This window comes from Caulobacter segnis ATCC 21756, assembly GCF_000092285.1.
GTDB lineage: Bacteria > Pseudomonadota > Alphaproteobacteria > Caulobacterales > Caulobacteraceae > Caulobacter > Caulobacter segnis.
On sequence record NC_014100.1, the window covers coordinates 80,711 to 100,029 of the forward strand.

Annotated in this window: 13 protein-coding genes and 1 riboswitch; of the genes, 3 read left to right on the top strand and 10 right to left on the bottom strand. The window is 68.0% G+C overall.

Translation table 11 applies throughout. The features are described 5' to 3' along the window. Window positions 1–19 precede the first annotated feature (19 nt). The 4 genes from CSEG_RS00380 to CSEG_RS00395 all read right to left on the bottom strand — a co-directional run bounded on the left by CSEG_RS00380 (window position 20) and on the right by CSEG_RS00395 (window position 3,926). Entirely contained in the window at window positions 20–403 is a 384-nt protein-coding gene (locus CSEG_RS00380) for a hypothetical protein (RefSeq protein WP_013077275.1), read from the bottom strand. Next, window positions 400–1,563 carry an acyl-CoA dehydrogenase family protein gene (locus CSEG_RS00385; RefSeq protein WP_013077276.1) on the bottom strand — a complete coding sequence of 388 codons (1,164 nt, stop codon included), beginning with the start codon at window positions 1,561–1,563 and terminating at the stop codon, window positions 400–402. Before CSEG_RS00385 ends, CSEG_RS00380 begins: the two co-directional genes overlap by 4 nt. 2 nt (window positions 1,564–1,565) lie before the next feature. Further along, entirely contained in the window at window positions 1,566–3,359 is a 1,794-nt protein-coding gene (locus CSEG_RS00390; protein ID WP_013077277.1) for an acyl-CoA dehydrogenase C-terminal domain-containing protein, read from the bottom strand. An 87-nt stretch (window positions 3,360–3,446) separates the two neighbouring features. Next, window positions 3,447–3,926, bottom strand: coding sequence for a MerR family transcriptional regulator (locus CSEG_RS00395; RefSeq protein ID WP_013077278.1), 480 nt, complete (start codon window positions 3,924–3,926; stop codon window positions 3,447–3,449). 197 nt (window positions 3,927–4,123) lie between these two features. On the opposite strand from CSEG_RS00395, the gene CSEG_RS00400 reads away from it, so the two are divergent. Beyond that, a complete protein-coding gene (locus tag CSEG_RS00400) occupies window positions 4,124–4,768 on the top strand; it encodes a S24 family peptidase (RefSeq protein WP_013077279.1) in 645 nt (214 codons plus the stop codon). Between the two features lie 19 nt (window positions 4,769–4,787). Here the strand turns inward: CSEG_RS00400 and CSEG_RS00405 are convergent, their stop codons facing one another. From CSEG_RS00405 to pgm, 3 genes are all read right to left on the bottom strand, one after another. Then, on the bottom strand, window positions 4,788–4,997 hold the full coding sequence (locus CSEG_RS00405; RefSeq protein ID WP_013077280.1) for a hypothetical protein: 210 nt from the start codon (window positions 4,995–4,997) through the stop codon (window positions 4,788–4,790). 140 nt (window positions 4,998–5,137) lie between these two features. Beyond that, the gene (locus CSEG_RS00410) at window positions 5,138–6,796 is read right to left on the bottom strand and encodes a lysine--tRNA ligase (RefSeq protein WP_013077281.1); all 1,659 of its coding nucleotides are present in this window, start codon (window positions 6,794–6,796) and stop codon (window positions 5,138–5,140) included. A 44-nt stretch (window positions 6,797–6,840) separates the two neighbouring features. After that, window positions 6,841–8,481: a phosphoglucomutase (alpha-D-glucose-1,6-bisphosphate-dependent) gene (gene pgm / locus CSEG_RS00415; protein WP_193852709.1), complete on the bottom strand. Its 1,641-nt coding sequence runs from the start codon at window positions 8,479–8,481 to the stop codon at window positions 6,841–6,843. 835 nt (window positions 8,482–9,316) lie between these two features. Next, window positions 9,317–9,396, top strand: a riboswitch (ZMP/ZTP riboswitch). Between the two features lie 26 nt (window positions 9,397–9,422). Here pgm and purH point away from each other — a divergent pair. Both purH and CSEG_RS00425 read left to right on the top strand, forming a co-directional pair. Then, window positions 9,423–11,012, top strand: a complete 1,590-nt coding sequence (purH, locus tag CSEG_RS00420; protein ID WP_013077283.1) for a bifunctional phosphoribosylaminoimidazolecarboxamide formyltransferase/IMP cyclohydrolase — start codon at window positions 9,423–9,425, stop codon at window positions 11,010–11,012. Window positions 11,013–11,028: 16 nt separating this feature from the next. Beyond that, complete coding sequence (locus tag CSEG_RS00425; RefSeq protein ID WP_013077284.1) at window positions 11,029–11,778, top strand: dienelactone hydrolase family protein; 750 nt, start codon at window positions 11,029–11,031, stop codon at window positions 11,776–11,778. Here the strand turns inward: CSEG_RS00425 and CSEG_RS00430 are convergent. From CSEG_RS00430 to CSEG_RS00440, 3 genes are all read right to left on the bottom strand, one after another. Then, window positions 11,775–12,971 (bottom strand): DUF418 domain-containing protein, encoded by a 1,197-nt coding sequence (locus tag CSEG_RS00430; protein WP_013077285.1) that lies wholly within the window; start codon window positions 12,969–12,971, stop codon window positions 11,775–11,777. The genes CSEG_RS00425 and CSEG_RS00430 overlap by 4 nt on opposite strands. A gap of 66 nt (window positions 12,972–13,037) precedes the next feature. Then, a complete protein-coding gene (locus tag CSEG_RS00435) occupies window positions 13,038–17,858 on the bottom strand; it encodes an NAD-glutamate dehydrogenase (RefSeq protein ID WP_013077286.1) in 4,821 nt (1,606 codons plus the stop codon). A gap of 346 nt (window positions 17,859–18,204) precedes the next feature. Beyond that, window positions 18,205–19,305: an AI-2E family transporter gene (locus CSEG_RS00440; RefSeq protein ID WP_013077287.1), complete on the bottom strand. Its 1,101-nt coding sequence runs from the start codon at window positions 19,303–19,305 to the stop codon at window positions 18,205–18,207. Window positions 19,306–19,319: the final 14 nt, after the last annotated feature.

Here is a 19,319-nt window from a genome sequence, read left to right on the forward strand (position 1 = left end):
CTTTGGGCAGGTCGCGTCCTTATGGTTTCCAGTTGCCGATCGGGTACTTGCCGATCGGTTCGCACTTCAGGCCTCGGGCCGAGACCTTGGCGCGGTAGTAGAGGCGCGAGCCGAACTCCGGCGGCGGCAGCGTGCAGGCGGTGAAGCCCGAGGTGGTCACCTCCAGCTTCCACTCGGCGATCTTGGAGCGCAGCAGCGTGCTGCAGATGTCCTTGCCCGCGGGTTGCAGCGGCAGCTTGAAGGCGCCCGGCTGGGGCCGCTTGCCGACCAGCTCGCCGGAGAAGGTGAGGGGGCGGGGGCCTTGCACGGCGCGCACGCAGACCACGGCCGAGCGAGCGTCGGCGGCGGGCGGCGAAGCGGCGGCCGGGCCGGCCAACAAGGCGAGCAGAACGGGCGTGATCACAGGGTCCTCGCGATCAGCAGTTTCATGATCTCGTTGGTGCCGCCGTAGATGCGCTGGATGCGGCTGTCCTTGTACATGCGCGCGATCGGGTACTCGTTCATGAAGCCATAGCCGCCGAACAGCTGCAGGCAGCGGTCGACGATCTTGTTCTCCAGGTCGCTGACCCAGTACTTGGCCATCGAGGCGGTCGCCGCGTCGAGCTTGCCCTCCAGGTGCTGGCCGATGCAGTGATTGACGAAGACCTTGGCGACAGTCGCCTCGGTCTTGCACTCGGCCAGGACGAACTGGGTGTTCTGGAAGTCGAGGATCGCCTTGCCGAACGCCTTGCGATCCTTGACGTAGGCGATGGTCAGCTCCAGCGCCCGCTCGATGGTCGCCATGCCCTGGACGGCGATGTTCAGGCGCTCCTGCGGCAGCTGGCTCATCAGCTGAAAGAAGCCCTGGCCCTCGTCGGTCCCCAACAGGTTCTCGGTCGGGACCTTCACGTCGTTGAAGAAGAGCTCCGAGGTGTCCTGGGCCTCCTGGCCCAGCTTGTCGAGGTTGCGGCCGCGCTCGAAGCCCTCGGCGCCGTCGGTCTCGACGAAGATCAAGCTGGTGCCGCGCGCGCCGCCGGCCGGGTCGGTCTTGGCGACCACGCAGATCAGGTTGGCGGTCTGGCCGTTGGTGATGAAGGTCTTGGAGCCGTTGAGGACGTACTGGTTGCCGGCCTTCTTGGCGGTGGTCTTGATGCCTTGCAGGTCCGAACCGGCGCCCGGCTCGGTCATGGCGATGGCGCTGACCAGCTCGCCGGTCGCCATGCGCGGCAGCCAGCGCCGCTTCTGCTCCTCGGTGCCGTAGTGGACGATGTACGGCATGACGATGGCGTTGTGCAGGCTGGCGCCGAAGCCGTCGACGCCCTTCTTGCCCAGCTGCTCCATCAGCACGACCTCGTGCCGGTAGTCGCCGCCGGCGCCGCCGTATTGCTCGGGCGTGGAGAGGCCGAGCAGGCCCGCCTCTCCAGCCTTGGTCCACATGTCGCGATCGACGCAGTGGTTCTTGCGCCACTTGGCGACGGTCGACTCGGGGGCGTGCTCGTCGAAGAATTTGCCGACCGCGTCCTCGAAGATCGCGATGTCTTCCTCGGCCATGAAGGCCGGCTTTTCAACGTTGAGCACGCTCATGATCAGAAAGCCTCCGCGGGCAGCGCCATCAGGGTCGCCGAACCGGTCTTCAGCTTGGCCAGATGCGACGCAGCGTCAGGCAAGACGCGTTCGATGAAATATCGACCGGTCGTCAGCTTGGTCGCGTAGAACGGGTCCGAGGAGCCGGCGGCGATCTTGGCCTGGGCGGCCTTGGCCATCAGCGCCCACATGTACGCCAGGCCCGCCAGGCCGAAGAGGTGCATGTAGTCGGTCGAGGCGGCGCCCGCGTTGTCGGGGTTCTGCAGGCCGTTCTGCATCAGCCACATGGTGCCGTCCTGCAGTTGGCCCTTCACGCCGGCCAGGGCCTCGATGAACGGCTTGATCGCCTCGTCGGCGTCGTTCTCGCCGATGAACTGGTCGACCTCCTGGAAGAAGGTCATGACCGCGCGACCGCCCTTGGCCGCCAGCTTGCGGCCGACCAGGTCCAGGGCCTGCACGCCGTTGGTGCCCTCGTAGATCAGGGCGATGCGGCAGTCGCGCATGAACTGGCTGACCGGGAAGTGTTCGGTGAAGCCGCTGCCGCCGTGCACCTGCACCGCGTTCGAGCAGATCTGGAAGCCCTTGTCGGTCAGGTAGCCCTTCAGCACCGGGGTCATCAGGCTCATGTAGTCGGCCGACTTCTCGCGGACTTTCTCATCCGGGTGGATGTGCGAGAGGTCGCCGTGCAGGGCGGTCCAGAACAGGAAGGCGCGGCCGCCTTCCAGGATCGCCTTGCTGTCCATCAGCATGCGGCGCACGTCCGGGTGGACGATGATCGGATCGGCCGGGCCGTCGGCGTTCTTCGGGCCGGTCAGCGAGCGGCCTTGCAGGCGATCCTTGGCGAAGGCGACAGCGGCCTGGTAGGCGGCCTCGCCCTGGGCCACGCCCTGCAGGCCGACGCCGAGGCGCGCCTCGTTCATCATTACGAACATGATCTTGAGGCCGGCGTTCTCCTCGCCGATCAGATAGCCGACGGCGTCGTCGTACTGCATTACGCAGGTGGCGTTGCCGTGGATGCCCATCTTCTCTTCCAGGCCGACGCACTTGACGCCCTGGTTGCGCTCGCCGACCGAGCCGTCGGCTTTCGGGAAGAATTTCGGCACGATGAACAGGCTGATGCCCTTCACGCCGGCGGGCGCGCCCTCGATGCGGGCCAGCACCAGGTGGACGATGTTGTCGGCCATGTCGTGTTCGCCGGCCGAGATCCAGATCTTCTGGCCGGTGATCTTGTAGCTGCCGTCGCCTTGCGGGACGGCCTTGGTGCGCAGCAGGCCCAGGTCCGTGCCGCAGTGCGGCTCGGTCAGGTTCATGGTGCCGGTCCATTCGCCGGTCACCATCTTGGGCAGGTAGGTCTCTTTCTGTTCGTCCGTGCCGCCGAAGTGGATGGCCGAATAGGCGCCGTGGGCCAGGCCCGGATACATCGAGAACGCCATGTTGGCCGAGCTCGACATCTCGCTGAAGGCCAGGTTCACGACATAGGGCAGGCCCTGGCCGCCATAGGCCGGGTCCGAGCCGATCGCGGTCCAGCCGCCTTCGCACAGCTGCTTGTAGGCGTCCTTGAAGCCGGGCGGGGTGGTGACGGTGTTGGTCGCCGGATCCAGCTGGCAGCCGTGCTTGTCGCCGACCGTGTTCAGCGGCGCCAGGACCTCGCCGGTGAACTGGGCGGCGGCGTCCAGGATCTGCTCGACCACGTCGAACGGCGCGTCGGAGAAGCCGGGCAGGTCGCCATGCTGGTCGATATTGAGCACGTCGCGCAGGATGAAAGCGTGATCGCGAACGGGCGGCTGGTAGGTCATGAAACGGTCCTGGGAGGATCGGAGGAGGAAAGGTGAGCGGCGCCGCCGTCCCGACGGGTCTTGTCGAAGGACGGCGCCGCGTTGGTCTTACTTGCCCAGCATGGCCTCGGCGTGACCGTCCAGGCGGGCGCGCAGCACCTGCTCGTAGTCGGCCGCGCGGGGCAGCAGGTCGGGGCGGATCTCGGCCAGGCGACGCTCGAGGCGATCACAGGCCTCGCGCAGCTCGACCAGGGCGTTGTCGATGTCGTCGCGCTGTTGCTCCAGGGCCGTGGCGCGTTCGCGGAACTTCTTCAGCGAGCGCGCCATCTGGGCCGCGCCTTGATCGTTCTCGTCGTAGAGGTCCAGCAGCTCGCGGATTTCCGACAGCGACAGGCCCACGCGCTTGCCGCGCAGGATCAGCTGCAGGCGGACGCGGTCCTTGTGGGAGTAGACGCGGTTCAGCCCCTCGCGCGCGGGATTGAGCAAGCCCTTGTCCTCGTAGAAGCGCAGGGCGCGCGGCGTGGCTTTGAATTCGTTGCAGAGCTGGCGGATCGTGAATGTCCGCTCGGGGCGACGCAGGTCGGCCATGGTTTAAACCTCCCAATGAAGAGGGCCTGGCTACTGCGGCCGGGCCGCTTAGTTATCGACGATCACCCTAAACCCGATCTCGGGGAAGCGTCAACGCTTACGTAAACGTCAATCTGCACCGTACGGATAGGTTTACTTTCCTAGGGCTGAAGGCGTATTTTCAGAAGGAAGGCCGCGCCCGTTAAAGGAGACGCCTCATGGCGACCCTCTCTCACGGTGAAATCTGGCGGGCCATCGACGCCCTGGCCGATCGCTTCGACATGACGCCGTCGGCCATGGCCCGGATGGCGGGCCTGGACCCCACCAGCTTCAATCGCTCCAAGCGCGGCTCGACGGAGGCTGACGGCCGGGCGCGTTGGCCCTCGACCGAAAGCCTGGCCAAGCTGCTGGAGGCCACGGGCGTCAATTTCTCGGAATTCGCCGCCCTGACCGAGCAGTCGCCGGGGGCGGGAGCAGGGGGCAAGCGGGGCGCGCCGCTCATCGGCCTTGCGCAGGCCGGGCAGGAGGGCTTCTTCGACGCGGCGGGCATGCCGGTGGGATCGGGCTGGGACGAGGTCGCCGCGCCGGATCTCGGCCAGGGCCTGTTCGCCCTGGAGGTGTCGGGGGAAACGCTGGCGCCGGTCTATCGCGATGGCGACCGGCTCTTGGTCTCGCCCACGGTCGAGCCGCGCAAGGGCGATCGCGTGGTGGCGCGGACCCATGCGGGCGAGGTGCTGGTGCGGGAGCTGGGCCGGGTCACGGCCAGGACGATCGAGCTCCTGGCTCTGGGGCGCGAGAGCGACCGCCTGCTGTCGCGGGACGAGGTCGCCTGGATCGCGCGGATCGTCTGGGCCAGCCAGTAGGCGGCCTCAGAGGACGCCTTTACGTGCGCGGGCAGTCGCCGTGGGTGTCGAGCAGCCAGGCGATCAGCGGGCCGGCGGCCGGATCGGCGCACGACACGTCGACGCGGTACGATTGCCACGTGTCGTTGTGCGCGGCCTCGACGCGGGCGTCGGGGAACTGCTGGACGATGCCGCCGAGCAGAGAATCGAATTCCCGGCGGTCGGTGGGGCGGAGAGTGAACGAAGCCATTGGTCTGACCTTGAAGACTGTTCTGGTCCTGAAGATCGGACCTTAGACTCACAAAGGTGGTCAGACCCTTAATACCGAATTCAGGTGTCGTTCATCTGCCTGGCAAGGTGTCGCTGCGCGTTTCCGCCGCACCAATACCTCTAGCCCAACTTCTCCTCGATCAGCGCGATCGTGCGGTCGACGCCGAAGATCGCCGCGAACGAGCCGAAGCGGGGTCCCTGGCTTTGACCCAGCAGCACCTCGTAGAGGGCCTGGAACCAGGCGCGCAGCGGGTCGAAGCCGTGGGTCTTGCCCACCTCGAACACTTCGTTCTGGATCAGCTCGGCGTCCTGCGCGTCGGCCGGCATGGCCTTCAGCTTGGCCAGGAGGTCCAGCATGGCGGCGCGTTCCTGGTCGCTGGGCGCGCGGAACACCTTCGAGGGCTTCACGAAGTCCTCGTAGTAGTTGATCGCGTAGCCGGCCAGCCGGTCCAGCAGCGGCTGGCTCTCCGGCGTCGCGCCCGGGATGTAGCGCGACAGGAAGCCCCAGAGGATCTCCTTGGTCGAGGCGTCGGCGGCCGACACCAGGTTCAGCATCAGGCTGAACGACACCGGCGAACCGTGCTGGGGCGGACGGCCCGTGTGGACGTGCCACACCGGGTTATCGAGCTGCTTGGCCGGCTCCTGGCGCGGATAGGCGTCCAGCTGCTGCAGGTACTCGTCCGTCGCCTTGGGGATGACGTCGAAATAGAGCTTCTTGGCCGACTTGGGGCTCTGGAACATGTAGTACGACAGGCTCTCGGGCGCGCCGTACCGCAGCCAGTCCTCCATCGACAGGCCGTTGCCCTTGGACTTGGAGATCTTCTGGTTGTTCTCGTCCAGGAAGAGCTCGTAGTTGAAGCCCTCCGGCGGAACCCCGCCCAGCGCCTTGCAGATCGCGCCCGAGGCCTTGACCGAGTCGATCAGGTCCTTGCCCGACATCTCGTAGTCGACGCCCAGGGCCGTCCAGCGCATGGCCCAGTCGGGCTTCCACTGCATCTTCACGTGGCCGCCGGTGACCGGGACCTCGACGTTGCGGCCGTCCTCGTCCTGGAAGACGATCGTGCCCTTCTCGACGTTGCGCTCCAGGGTCGGGACCTGCAGCACCCGGCCGGTGGTCGGGCTGATCGGCAGGAACGGCGAATAGGTCGCGCGGCGCTCCTCGCCCAGGGTCGGCAGCATGACCTTCTGGATCGCGTCGAAGCGCTCCAGGGCGGTCAGCAGGGTCGCGTCGAACATCCCGCCCTTGTAGCAGTCGGTCGAGCTGACGAACTCGTACTCGAAGCCGAAGCCGTCCAGGAACGCGCGCAGGCGGGCGTTGTTGTGGGCGCCGAAGCTGTCGTGGGTGCCGAAGGGGTCGCGGACGACGGTCAGCGGCTTGCCCAGGTCCTCGATCAGCGGCTGCTTGTTCTCGATATTCTCGGGAACCTTGCGCAGGCCGTCCATGTCGTCGCTGAAGGCGATGAGGCGGGTCGGGATCGCCTCGTCGGTCAGGGCGCGGAAGGCGCTGCGCACCATCGTGGTGCGCGCGACCTCGCCGAAGGTGCCCAGGTGCGGCAGGCCCGACGGCCCGTAACCGGTCTCGAAGATCACGGCCTTGGAGAGGGCCGGATAGGCTTTCACCGCCTCGTCGGTCTTGCCGGCGTCGATCAGGGCCTTGGCGGCTTCCTGGTCGGCGCGGTCGGGGAGGCGCACGCGCAGGACGCGGGCGATCGTGGCGCGCGCCTGCTCGAAGGGCCAGGAGCGGGCGTCACGGGCGAGGGGGGAGAGGCCTTCAAACATGCGGGGCGGTATAAGCGCTGACGCGGCGAAGGGCTAGTGCGGGGCTACCCCTTCAGCGCCCCCGCCACCACCTCGCGCGCCTCGGCCTGGACCTGCTTGAGGTGATCAGCGCCCAGGAACGACTCCGCGTAGACCTTGTAGACGTCCTCGGTGCCGGAGGGCCGCGCGGCGAACCAGGCGTTCTTCGTGCAGACCTTCAGGCCGCCGATCGCCTCGCCGTTGCCGGGGGCGGCGGTGAGGATGTCGGTGATCGCCTCGCCGGCCAGGGTCTTGGCCGAGACGTCGCTGGGGCTGAGCTTGGCGAGGCGCGCCTTCTCCTCGCGGCTGGCCGGGGCGTCGACGCGGGCATAGGCCGGCGCGCCGTACTGGTCGGTCAGGCCGGCGTAGAGCTGGCTGGCGCTCTTTCCCGTCACCGCCTGGATCTCGGCGGCCAGCAGGGCCAGCTGGACGCCGTCCTTGTCGGTGGTCCACACCCCGCCGTCGTGGCGCAGGAAGGCCGCGCCCGCCGACTCCTCGCCGCCGAAGCCGACCGATCCGTCCAAGAGGCCCGGCACGAAGTACTTGAAGCCGACCGGCACCTCGAGCAGGCGGCGGCCCATCCCCGCGACCACGCGGTCGATCATCGAGGACGAGACCAGGGTCTTGCCGACCGCCGTGTCCGCGCCCCAGCCGGGACGATGGCTGAACAAGTACGAGATCGCCGCGGCCAGGTAGTGGTTGGGGTTCATCAGCCCGCCGTCGGGGGTGACGATTCCGTGGCGGTCGGCGTCGGCGTCGTTGCCGGTCGCGACGTCATAGGCCGCGCCGCCTTTCATGATCCCGATCAGGTTCGCCATGGCGCTTGAGGACGAGCAGTCCATGCGGATCTTGCCGTCGGTGTCGAGCGGCATGAACGCCCAGCGCGGGTCGACGGCGTCGTTGACCACGGTCAGGTCCAGGCCGTGGCGCTCGGCGATCGCGCCCCAATAGGCGACGGCCGCGCCGCCCAGCGGGTCGGCGCCGATCCGCACCTTGGCCGCGCGGATCGCGGCGATGTCGATCACCGCCGGCAGGTCGTCGACATAGCGACCGAGAAAGTCGTAGTCGCCGACGGCCTTGCGGGCGGTCTCGAACGAAACGCGCTTCACGCCCGCCAGGCCCTGCGCGAGCAGCTCATTGGCGCGGGCGGCGATGGCCGAGGTGGCGTCCGAACCGGCCGGGCCGCCGGACGGCGGGTTGTACTTGATGCCGCCATCGCGGGGCGGATTGTGCGAGGGCGTCAGCAGCAGGCCGTCGGCTTGCGCGCCGCCTTGGCGGTTGTGGGTCAGGATGGCGTGAGACACCGCCGGGGTCGGGGTGAAGCCGTCGCGGGAGTCGACGAGGGTTTCGACGCCGTTGCCGGCCAGGACCTCCAGCACCGAGCGCCAGGCGGGCTCGGACAGGCCGTGGGTGTCGCGGCCGACGAACAGCGGGCCGGTCACGCCCTGGGCGGCGCGGTATTCGACGATCGCCTGGGTGACGGCCAGGATGTGGGCCTCGTTGAAGGCGCCGTCCAGGCTCGAGCCCCGGTGGCCCGAGGTGCCGAACACGACCTTCTGCGCGGGATTGGAGACGTCCGGCTTGATCTCGAAATAGGCGCCGATCAGCGCGTCGAGATCGACAAGATCTTCGGGAAGAGCGCGAAGGCCGGCGCGGTCGTGCATCAAGTCACCTGGTAGAGTTTGGACGAGGCTCGGAAGCCGAACTCCTATAAGGGGTGGAAGACAATTTCACGAACTATTCCGTGTCTGTTTTCCGCCGTTTTGGGTCACTTGTCAGCGCCGTGGGCCCCCACCTGACCACGCTGCGCGTCTCCTTCCGCCCCCGGAGGGGGCGGAAGGAGACGCGGGCCTTCTTCCCCCTCCGGGGGAGGAGCGCGTCAGCGCGGAGGGGGCAAGGCGGAGGGGGCAAGTACGAGCGTTCGCTGCGCTGTATGATCCGGGTATCCGGAATCGAACCGAACGATTTCAATCACTTATCACTTTTACACGCCGCTGGATCATCCGCGTCGAAACCCCGTCCATACTTGTCCTCACCCGATAGCGCGGAAGGGACGTCCGGCCGGCGATCGTGACGGCTGTCGGGGGTGGTCGAGCGGGAAGCGCTCGCCGGTCTTCCTTAGCTTGGGGAAGGCGTCTTCGCGGCGGTCCAGCGGCAGGCTCCCTGAAACATCGGGACGAAGCCCTGGCGGCGGAGACTTCGGCGGCGCGTCAGGCCTGGGCTGAAATCGCCCGGGCGTTCCGGGACCGGGGTCGTCGCCCCGGCCCGCCAGTCGGGGGCCTCTTTCGGAAGCGGGTTAAAACCCCGCGAGTCGAGGGCTCACCGGATAACGGCCGCGCGGAGCGTCTGGCTTCGTCGAAACGGTACACACACTTCAAACCTCCGGACGGATGTCCGGCGCTCCGCGTCCCTTCTATCCCTTCAGCGGCCCAGCCGCGTGAAGCGGCGGGGTTGTGTCTGGAGCCGCCGCATTGACTCCCCCGCCCGCCCCCGTATTTTCCGCCGCGTTCGAGTGACTGGCGTTGAAGGTGGGAAACCACCGGGGAGCTCGATCGCATAAGCCGCGCGCCTGGGCTCCCATTTCCGATCACGAAACCTGGAGTCCGCCTTGCCCGCCGCCCCCGACTATCCGTCCGCCCCCGATCTCGTCGCCCCCAAGCGCGCCCTGCTGTCGGTCTCCGACAAGACCGGTCTGGTCGAGGCCGCCAAGGCCCTGCACGAAGCGGGCGTCGAGCTGGTCTCGACCGGCGGCACCAAGGCCGCGATCGCCGCGGCCGGCATCCCGGTCAAGGACGTCTCGGACCTGACGGGCTTCCCCGAGATGATGGACGGCCGGGTCAAGACCCTGCACCCGGTGGTGCACGGCGGCCTGCTGGGCGTGCGCGACGCCGCCGATCACGCGAAAGCCATGGCCGACCACGGCATCGGCGGCATCGATATCCTCTATGTGAACCTCTATCCGTTCGAGGCGACCGTCGCGAAGGGCGGCAGCTACGCCGAATGCGTCGAGAACATCGACATCGGCGGCCCGGCCATGATCCGCTCGGCGGCCAAGAACCACGGCTATGTCGCCGTCTGCACCGATCCGGCCGATCTCGCCGAAGTGCTGGAGGCCCTGAAGGCCGGCGGGACGACCCTCGCTCTGCGCCAGACCCTGGCGGCCCGCGCCTACGCCCGCACGGCGGCCTATGACGCGGCGATCTCGGCCTGGTTCGCGGAAGCCCTGGGCCAGGACTTCCCGGCCCGCAAGAGCATCGCCGGCGAGTTGCGCCAAACCATGCGCTACGGCGAGAACCCGCACCAGAAGGCCGCCTTCTACACCTTCCCGAACCCGCGTCCCGGCGTGGCCACGGCCACCCAGCTACAGGGCAAGGAGCTCAGCTACAACAACATCAACGACACCGACGCGGCCTTCGAGTTGATCGCCGAGTTCGACCCGGCCCAGGGCCCGGCCGTGGCGATCATCAAGCACGCCAACCCCTGCGGCGTGGCGGTCGGTTCGACCCAGCGCGAGGCCTATGAGCGGGCCCTGGCCTGCGACCCGACCTCGGCCTTCGGCGGCATCGTGGCGGTGAACACGCGCCTGACCCGCGAGGCCGCGGAAGCGATGGTCGAGATCTTCACCGAGGTGGTGATCGCCCCCGAGGCCGACGAGGACGCCGTGGCCGTCTTCGCGGCCAAGAAGAACCTGCGCCTCTTGGTCACCGGCGGCCTGCCCGACCCGCTGTCGACCGGCGACACCTTCAAGAGCGTGGCCGGCGGCTTCCTGGTGCAGTCGCGCGACGACGCCCGCATCAAGGCCTCGGACCTGAAGATCGTGACGAAGCGCCAGCCGACCGACGAGGAGGTGCGCGACATGCTGTTCGCCTTCACCGTCGGCAAGCACGTCAAGTCGAACGCCATCGTCTACGCCCGCGCCGGCCAGACCCTGGGCGTCGGCGCCGGCCAGATGAACCGCAAGGACAGCGCCCGGATCGCGGCCCTGCGCGCGGCCGATTTCGGCCTTGATCTGAAGGGCTGCGCCTGCGCCTCGGAAGCCTTCTTCCCGTTCGCCGACGGCTTGATCCAGGCCGCCGAGGCCGGGGCGACCGCGATCATCCAGCCGGGCGGCTCGATGCGCGACGCCGAGGTGATCGAGGCGGCCGACAAGCTGGGCCTGGCCATGGCCTTCACCGGCGTGCGGGTGTTCAGGCACTAGACCTCAAGAGGTGAAAATGGACGGCGCCGCCTGGGGCGAACAGCTCGCCCGCCACTCCCGCGTGTTCAAGCCGGAAGGGCCCGGTCCCTTCCCGGTGGCGCTGATCCTGCACGGCTGCGGCGGCAAGACGCCGTTCCTCGAAGTCTATGCGCAAGTCGCCGTGGCGGCGGGATGGGCGGCCGTGGTGGTCGACTCGTTTCTGCCGCGCGGCGTTTCCAGTCTCGACGCCAAGCTGACGGTCTGCACCGGTCTTCGGGTGCGCGGACCGCAGCGGGCGGGCGATGTCTTCGCCATGCTGGCCTGGCTGGAGGGCCAGGCGTGGGCCGACGCTTCGCGGATCTTTCTGGCGGGCTGGAGCCATGGCGGCTGGACGATCATGGACGCCTACGCGCTGGGCGGCCGCGTGGCGGCGATCACCCGCGTGTCCGACGCCCGGCCCGAGCGCCTGCGAGCGGTCGTGAAGGGCGCGCTGCTGGTCTATCCCTACGCCGGCTATCCAGCCCTGACGACCCGCCACGGCTGGGGCGAGGCGCCGCCCGTCTGGTCAGTGCTGGCCGGCAAGGATCAGGTGGTCGGCTGGCGCGCGCCGAAGCTGGCCTTGGACCGCCTGGCGCGAGACGGCCTTTCCGTCGACCAGATGTTCCTGCCCGACGCCACCCACGCCTTCGACGACAACAAGGCCAATGATCCCCGGGCGCGCTATCGCCCGGACCTCTTCGAGCAGGTCCAGGCCTATTTCGCGGACGCCTTGAGGGCCAGCGTCTAGGCGGCGACCACGGCGGGCTTGCGGAGGGGGCTCGGACCCCGATAGAGCCGCCGCCAGGCCCACTCCAGCGGACCCATGGCGAAGCGGTCCAGCCACCAGCGCGACCACAGGATCTGCACGATCCAGATGGCGACCGTGATCGCCGCCAGCCCTGGCCGGTCGATCTGGCCATGCAGCCCCAGGCCCCGACCGCCATAGAAGATCGCGGTCATGATCACCGACTGGGCCAGATAGTTCGTGAAGGCCATCTGCCCGACCGGGGCCAGCGCCCTCGGGATCGCCGACCAGACCTTCGAGCGGGTGGCGAACACCATCAGGGCGACATAGGCCAGCGTCGTCGGCGGGGCGAGCATCCACTGAACGCCGACGGACACCATGCCCAGGCCCCTCGGCAGGCCCATCACCGCCTCGGCGATGAACAGGCCGCCGACCAGGGCCGAGGCCAGAAGGCCCCAGGCCAGCAGGCGCCGATAGACGCGGTCGGAGGCCTCGCCCGTCAGCACGCCGGCCTTGAAGGCGCCCAGGCCAAGCATCATCAGCGCCGAGGTCATCACGAAGATGATCGGCTCGCCCGGCAGGAAGTCCAGACGGTCCTTGGCGTTCTGGACCAGCGACTGGACGAAGCTCCCCCCGTACTGCGCCTCGGCCGCCTTGGCCTTGGCCAGCATCTTGGCGGCCTCGAGCGTCTGCTCGGCGGCGGTCTGCGGCATGAAGGCGGCGACGCTCAAGCCAACCAGGGCCAGCAGGCTGAGGACAGTCCAGATCGTCAGGCCGGTCCGGATCAGCTTGCGGGCCGGCCAGGAGCGCACGAGCAGGATCGCAAAGCCCGCCAGGGCGTAGCTCAGCAGGACGTCGCCGTACCAGATCGCAAAGCCGTGCAGCAGGCCGAAGACCACCATCCAAAGGAGGCGGCGGCGAAGGATCGCGCCGCGCTCCTTGTCCGAACGCTCGCCGCCGACCAGGAAGATCGACACGCCGAACAGCATGGCGAACAGGGTCACGAACTTGCGCTGAAACAGCCACTGGGTGACGACCCAGACTGACAAGGTGGCCGGGCCCGTTCCGTGCGGCCAGTGGCTGGCGGATTCGGCGACGACCGGCGGGACCGCGAAGTCCGGCGCGTTGCAGAGCAGGATGCCCAGGACGCCGAGACCCCGCAGAGCGTCCAGCAGAACGATCCGATCCTTGTCCATCCCCACCCCCGAGAAGCCCCCACGCCGCGAACCTGCCTCGCCGCGACGTGGAGCGCAACCTCAGGGCTAGGCGGCCGACAGCTCGCGCAGGGCGGCGTTGGCGATGGTCAGCTTGGCGAAGGTCCAGCCGCCGCCGGCCTGCTCGATCTCTTCGATCGTGCGCTTGACCGTGCGAGGCAGCTCACCGCGCAGGGCGGCCCAGGAGTTGATCGACGCCTTCGCGCCGGCTTCGTCCTCGCCCGCCTGGGCGTTGGCGGCGAACTTCAGCACCGCCTGGGTGATCGCGGCCTGCTCGCCGAGCATGTCCTCGATCAGGCGACGAACCGCCAGGCGCTCGAAGCTGTCCCCGCCGACGAAGGCGCCGGCCGCGGCCCGCAAGCGATCGAAGCCGAAGGCCGCGCCGACTTGGTGATACAGGCGGGCGACGTTCTCGACGCTCCAGCTGGAGGCGTTGGCCAGGTCGACCAGGTCGGCGGCGGTGGTCAGCGGCTGCAGCGCCGCCACGGCCTGGGCCAGCGTCTCCGGCGCGCCATCGGCGATATAGGCCTTGGCGCGCTTGGCGACGGCCTTCTGCTCGAACGGCGACAGGATGGTCGGCGTCTGGCTACGCAGCTTCGCGACCGACGGGCCATAGGCTTCGACCAGGGCCTTCACGCTGGACTTGTCGCGGAACGCCCGTCGCGCCAGCCAGAAGCTCAGGCTGCGCAGGGCGTAGGCCAGAGCCTTGTAGAGCGCGGTCTGGCCATCGGCCGAGGCCTTGTTGTCGAGCGCGCCGACCTGCGCCCACAGGGCGTCGATCCCCAGGATCTCCCGGGCGGCCGTGAAGCCCAAGACCACGGCCGAGATGTCCGAACCGGCGGCGGCCTGCAAGCGGCTGGCGAAGGTCGGGCCGCACATGTTGACCATCTGATTGTCGACCACCGTGGCGATGATCTCGCGTTTCAGGCGATGCTTCTGCATGGCGTCGGCGTACTGGCCGAGCGCCTTGGGGAAGTAGCCTTTCAGCGTCGCCTCGAACCACGGATCGTCCGGCGCCTGGGAGGCGACGATCTCGTCGAACAGGTCGAGCTTGCCATAGGCCAGCAGAACCGCCAGTTCCGGTCGGGTCAGGCCCTTGCCGGCCGCCTTGCGCTCCAGCAACGCCGTATTGGTCGGCAGACCTTCGACGCGGCGGTCCAGGCGGCCGCGTTGCTCCAGATCGACCATGTAGCGGATCTGGGCGTCGACCTCGCTGGGCGCGTCGCTTTCCAGGAGGGTCAGGGCCAGGGTCTGGTCGTAATTGTGCTCCAGCACGTGGTGGGCCACGTCGTCCGTCATCGAGGCCAGCAGCGTGTTGCGGTCGGGGCGGGTCAGTTCGCCGCCGCGCTCCAGGATGCCGGTCAGGATCTTGATGTTGACCTCGTGGTCGGAGCTGTCGACACCGGCCGAGTTGTCGATGGCGTCGGTGTTCACGTGGCCGCCAGACTGGGCGAACTCGATGCGGCCCGCCTGGGTCAGGCCCAGGTTCGCGCCTTCGCCGACCACCTTGACCCGCAGGTCCGCGCCGTTGATGCGGATCGCGTCATTGGCCTTGTCGCCGGCGTCGGCGTTGCTCTCGGCCCTGGCCTTCACATAGGTGCCGATGCCGCCGAGATAGAGCAGCTCGGCCCGCGCCTTCAGGATCGCGGTCATCAATTCGGCCGGAGAGACGGCCTCGGCCTTCAGGTCCAGCATGGCGCGGACCTCGGGTGACAGGGGGATGCTCTTCAGGCTGCGGGCGAAGACGCCGCCGCCCTGCGAAATCTTCGACTTGTCATAGTCTTCCCACGACGAGCGCGGCAGCTTGAACATCCGGTCGCGCTCGGCCCACGACACGGCCGGGTCCGGATTGGGGTCCAGGAAGATGTGGCGGTGGTCGAAGGCGGCCAGCAGCTTGGTCTGCTTGGACAGCAGCATGCCGTTGCCGAACACGTCGCCGGACATGTCGCCCACGCCGACCACCGTGAAGGGCTCGGTCTGGATATCCTTGCCCAGCTCACGGAAGTGGCGCTTGACCGCCTCCCAGGCGCCGCGAGCGGTGATGCCCATGACCTTGTGATCGTAGCCGACCGAGCCGCCGGAGGCGAAGGCGTCGCCCAGCCAGAAGCCGTAGTCCTCGGCAACGCCGTTGGCGATGTCGGAGAACGTCGCCGTGCCCTTGTCCGCGGCCACGACCAGATAGGGGTCATGATCGTCGTGGACGACCACCGAGCGGGGCGGCACGACCTCGTTGTCGGCGTTGATATTGTCGGTGAGGTCCAGCAGGCCCGACAGGAAGGTCTTATAGGCGCGGATGGCCTCGGTCTGGATCGCGTCGCGGTCGCCGCCGCGCGGCAGTTGCTTGGGATAGAAGCCGCCCTTGGAGCCGACGGGCACGATCACCGCGTTCTTGACCTGCTGGGCTTTGACCAGGCCCAGCACTTCCGTCCGGAAGTCGTCGCGGCGGTCCGACCAGCGCAGGCCGCCGCGCGCTACGGGGCCGAAGCGCAGGTGAACGCCCTCGATGTGCGGCGCGGAGACGTAGATTTCGCGGAAGGGCTTGGGCGCCGGCAGGTCTTCCAGTTCGCGGGAGGCGATCTTGAAGCTGATATAGGGCTTGGGCGCGCCATCGGCGGCCGGCTGATAGAAGTTCGTGCGCTGGATCGCGCCCACGAGCGCGGCCAGGCGGCGCAGGACGCGGTCGGCGTCGAGGCTTTCGACCGCCTGCAGCGCCTCGACGATCTTGGCCTCGACAGCCTTGGCCTGGGCCGTACGGGCCTTCAGGTCGCTGGCGATCGCCGGGTCAAACTTGACGCGGAAGAGGTCCAGGATCAGGCGGGTGACCGCTGGATGGTCGCGCAGCGCGGCCTCCTGCACCTGCTGGCTGGGGTCGAGGCCCGATTGCTGGCGGTAGCGCGCAAGAGCGCGGATCAGGGCCGCCTCGCGCCAGCCGATCGCCAGTTCGAGCACGATCCGGTTGAAGCCGTCGTTTTCGGCGAGGCCCGTCCAGATCGCGATGAAGGCCTCTTCGAAGACCTGCCGGATCTCGTCAAACACGATGTGCTCGCCGGCCGGATCGTCCAGAACGAATTCGTGCACCCAGACCGAATGCGGGCCGTCGAGTTCGTAGATGCTGAGACGGAAGCCATCCTCGATCAGCGCCTTCAGGCCCATGCGCTCAAGGATCGGCAGGACCTCGGCCAGCGGCGCCGCGGCGCCGCGCAGATAGAGCTTGAAACGGAAGGTCCGGGCGTCGTCCTCAGCCCGGCGGAAGGCGCGCACGCGCGGTTGCGTGTCGGGCGCCAGCGTCTCGATGACATCGATGTCCAGCAGCGCTTCCTGGGCGTCATACTGATCGCGATAGCCCGGAGGGAAGGCGCGACCATATTTCGCCAGCAGGGCGCGAACGCCGCCGGTCGGCGCGCCGCCCGCGCGGACCACCGCCTCGAAGCGATCCTCCCAGGTGAGCGCCGTGTCGGCGATGCGAGACTCCACCCGGGCCAGGTCTGGTTCGGGATGGTCGCCCGGCGTGACTTCGATGATGAACTGGGCGCGGGCCAGGGGCGCGTCCGAAATTTCCGGATAGTACTCAAGGACCTTGCCGTCATAGGCGTCGGCCAGGATCGCGCCGGCGCGCTCGCAGACCTCGGTGTCGAAGCGTTCGCGCGGGATGTAGACCAGCACCGAGGCGAAGCGGTCGAACGGGTCCATGCGGGCGAATAGCCGCACGCGCGGCCGGTCGATCAGGTGCAGGACGCCCAGCGCCATGGACAGCAGCGTGTCCTCGCTGGTCTGAAACAGCTCGTCGCGAGGCCAGGTTTCGAGGATGTTGCGCAGGCGTTTTTCGTTGTGGCTGCCGGGCGCCTTGGCCGCTCGGCGCATGATCCGCGCCACCCGATGCCGGATCAGCGGCACCTCGCTGGCGGGCGTCTCATAGGCCTCGGCGGTGAACAGGCCGACGAACCGGACCTCGCCCGAGGGCTTGCCGTCCGAGCCGTAGCGGCGCACGCCGACATAGTCCATGAACCCGCGTCGGTGAACGCGCGAGCGTAGGTTGGACTTCGCCACCACGACGGGCGTCCCCGTCTCGAGTTGCCGGCGCAGTTGCGCCGACAGGATCGCGGGCTCGTGGGTCCGGCGCAGCACCGCCCGCGTGGAATCCTTCAGGACCCCAAGGCCCGCTTCGGCCTCGTAGAGGGGTTCCTCGGCGGCGTAGCTCCCGTCCGGCGAGCGCGGGTACTCGTAGACGCGGGCGCCCAGGAAAACGAAGTTGTCGTCCTCGAGCCAACGCAGGAAGGCGAGCTCCTCTTGGCGGCCCTCTTCGCTGGTGACGCCGTGGGTGGCGGACAGCTCGCCGATCGCACGATGCATCAGTTCGCGCATCGCCTTGAAGTCGCCGACGGCGCGGCGGACGTCGGACAGGGTTTCGCGAACCTGCTCCAGCAGGAGTTCAGCGCGGTCTTCGCCCACCGGGTCCAGGTGGACCTGGATCAGCGAGCGGGCGACACCGTCAATCTCCACCACGGGGTGGAACATGGCCCGGACGCGGAAGCCGCTCTCGGTGATCTCGCCCATGACGCTGTCGACCAGGAACGGGCGGTCGAGTTGAACGATCTCAAGCAGGTCTCGACCAGCCGCGCCTTCGATGGCCGACCGGAGTCGCACGGCGGGTTGCTCGCCTCTCACGCTGACCGCGAAATCCCAGAATTCGACGAGGGACGCAGCGGCCGCGGTCGCCGACAGAACCGGCGCGTCTTCGACGGCCCAGTCGGCGTCGACCTGAGCCAAATAGTCGCGCTCTTCCAGGGAAAGTTCCTGGACGCTCTTCCCGCGGGCCTGGGCGTAAGCGGCGGCAAGGCTGTGGTTTGGGTCAATCTTTACGCCGCTCATGCCGCTTCCTCAAAAATTTTTCCGACTTACCTAGCGAAGAAAGGTAAAAACTCAACGCACACGCGGAAAATAAGCCACCTTTTGGTCTCGCCGATCCGCTCTGTCATGGGACCGATGGCGCGGCTTTTAAGCCTAGCGCTGGGGCGAAAGCTTGTCGTTAACGGCGCTGTGAAAACGGAAACGCCGCCGGCTGGGGGAAGCCGGCGGCGCGGGCCCGCTTGGGGATGCGGGCGTCTTCCGCTTCGATGGCGGCGGCCTTGCCGGCCGCGATCGGCGGGGTGTCCGGGTGGGGGAGGCCGGACTAACCCTAGATAGGCGCCCAAGGCGTGAGTTTAAGGGGAGGTGTTCATTTCTTTCGCGAGCGCGCAGGCTCCTTTGGCTTGGCCGCGTGCAGGCGCTCGCCCTCAGGATCGCCGTCCTCCGACAGCAGGATGGCGATCCAGCGCGATCCCTCGAACTGGGCCAGAATCAGCATCACCGCCACGGTCAGCGGCGTGGACAGGAACATGCCCGGCACCCCCCACAGCGCCCCCCAGACGGCGAGGGACAATAACACCACCGTCGGGTCCATGTTCAGGCTGTCGCCTTGCATCCGCGGCAGGATCACATTGCCGACCACGAAGAAGATGCCTTGCAGCGCGCAGAACAGGATGATCGCCGGCCAGAGGCTTTCGGGAAACTGCACCAGGGCGAACAGCGGCGGCAGGAAGCAGCCGATCGCGCCGCCCAGGATCGGGATGTAGGCGGCCAGGAAGATCAGGAAGGCCCAAAAGAAGGCGTTGTCCAGCCGCACGAGCATCATCACGGCCCAGGCGGCGACGGCGATCATCAGGCCGGTCACCGTCTGGATCCACAGGTACTGCTCGACCCCGTCGCGGATGCGCTGGAACAGCTTCATGTTCTGCTCGCGCTCGGCGTGCTGCGGGAAGAGCGAGACGATCTTGCGCGCGAAGCCCCGGCGCGAGGCGATGATGAAGCCCAGATAGATCAGCACCAGCACGGCGCTGGAGGCGAAGTTGCCGAACGACTGCGCGGCTTGGCCGATATAGCGCTGGGGATTCAGCTCGTTGATCAGGCCGCCGATGGTGGGGGCGACATGGATGCCGACGGCGTGCGCCAGCTTGGCGATGATGTCATTCAGGCGCGGCGCGTAGTCCTTGAGCTGGTCGAAGAAGCCTCGGCCATTCTCGATGACGACCCAGAACGACACTCCGAACAGCAGGATCGAGATGACCACGGCGGCGGGCAGGGCGGCGCGCGCCGGGAAGCCGGGCACGCGGGCGGTCAGCACGCGGGCGAAGCTGTCGACCATCACCGCCAGGAAAACCGCCAGAGCCAGCGGCGTCAGGATGTCTTGCATCCAATAGAGCGCCGCGCCGCTGGCGATGACGGCCAGGAGCACCACGGCGTTTCGAGTGGTGGACGGAGATGAGGCAGGGGCGCGCATTTTCAAAGGCTCTA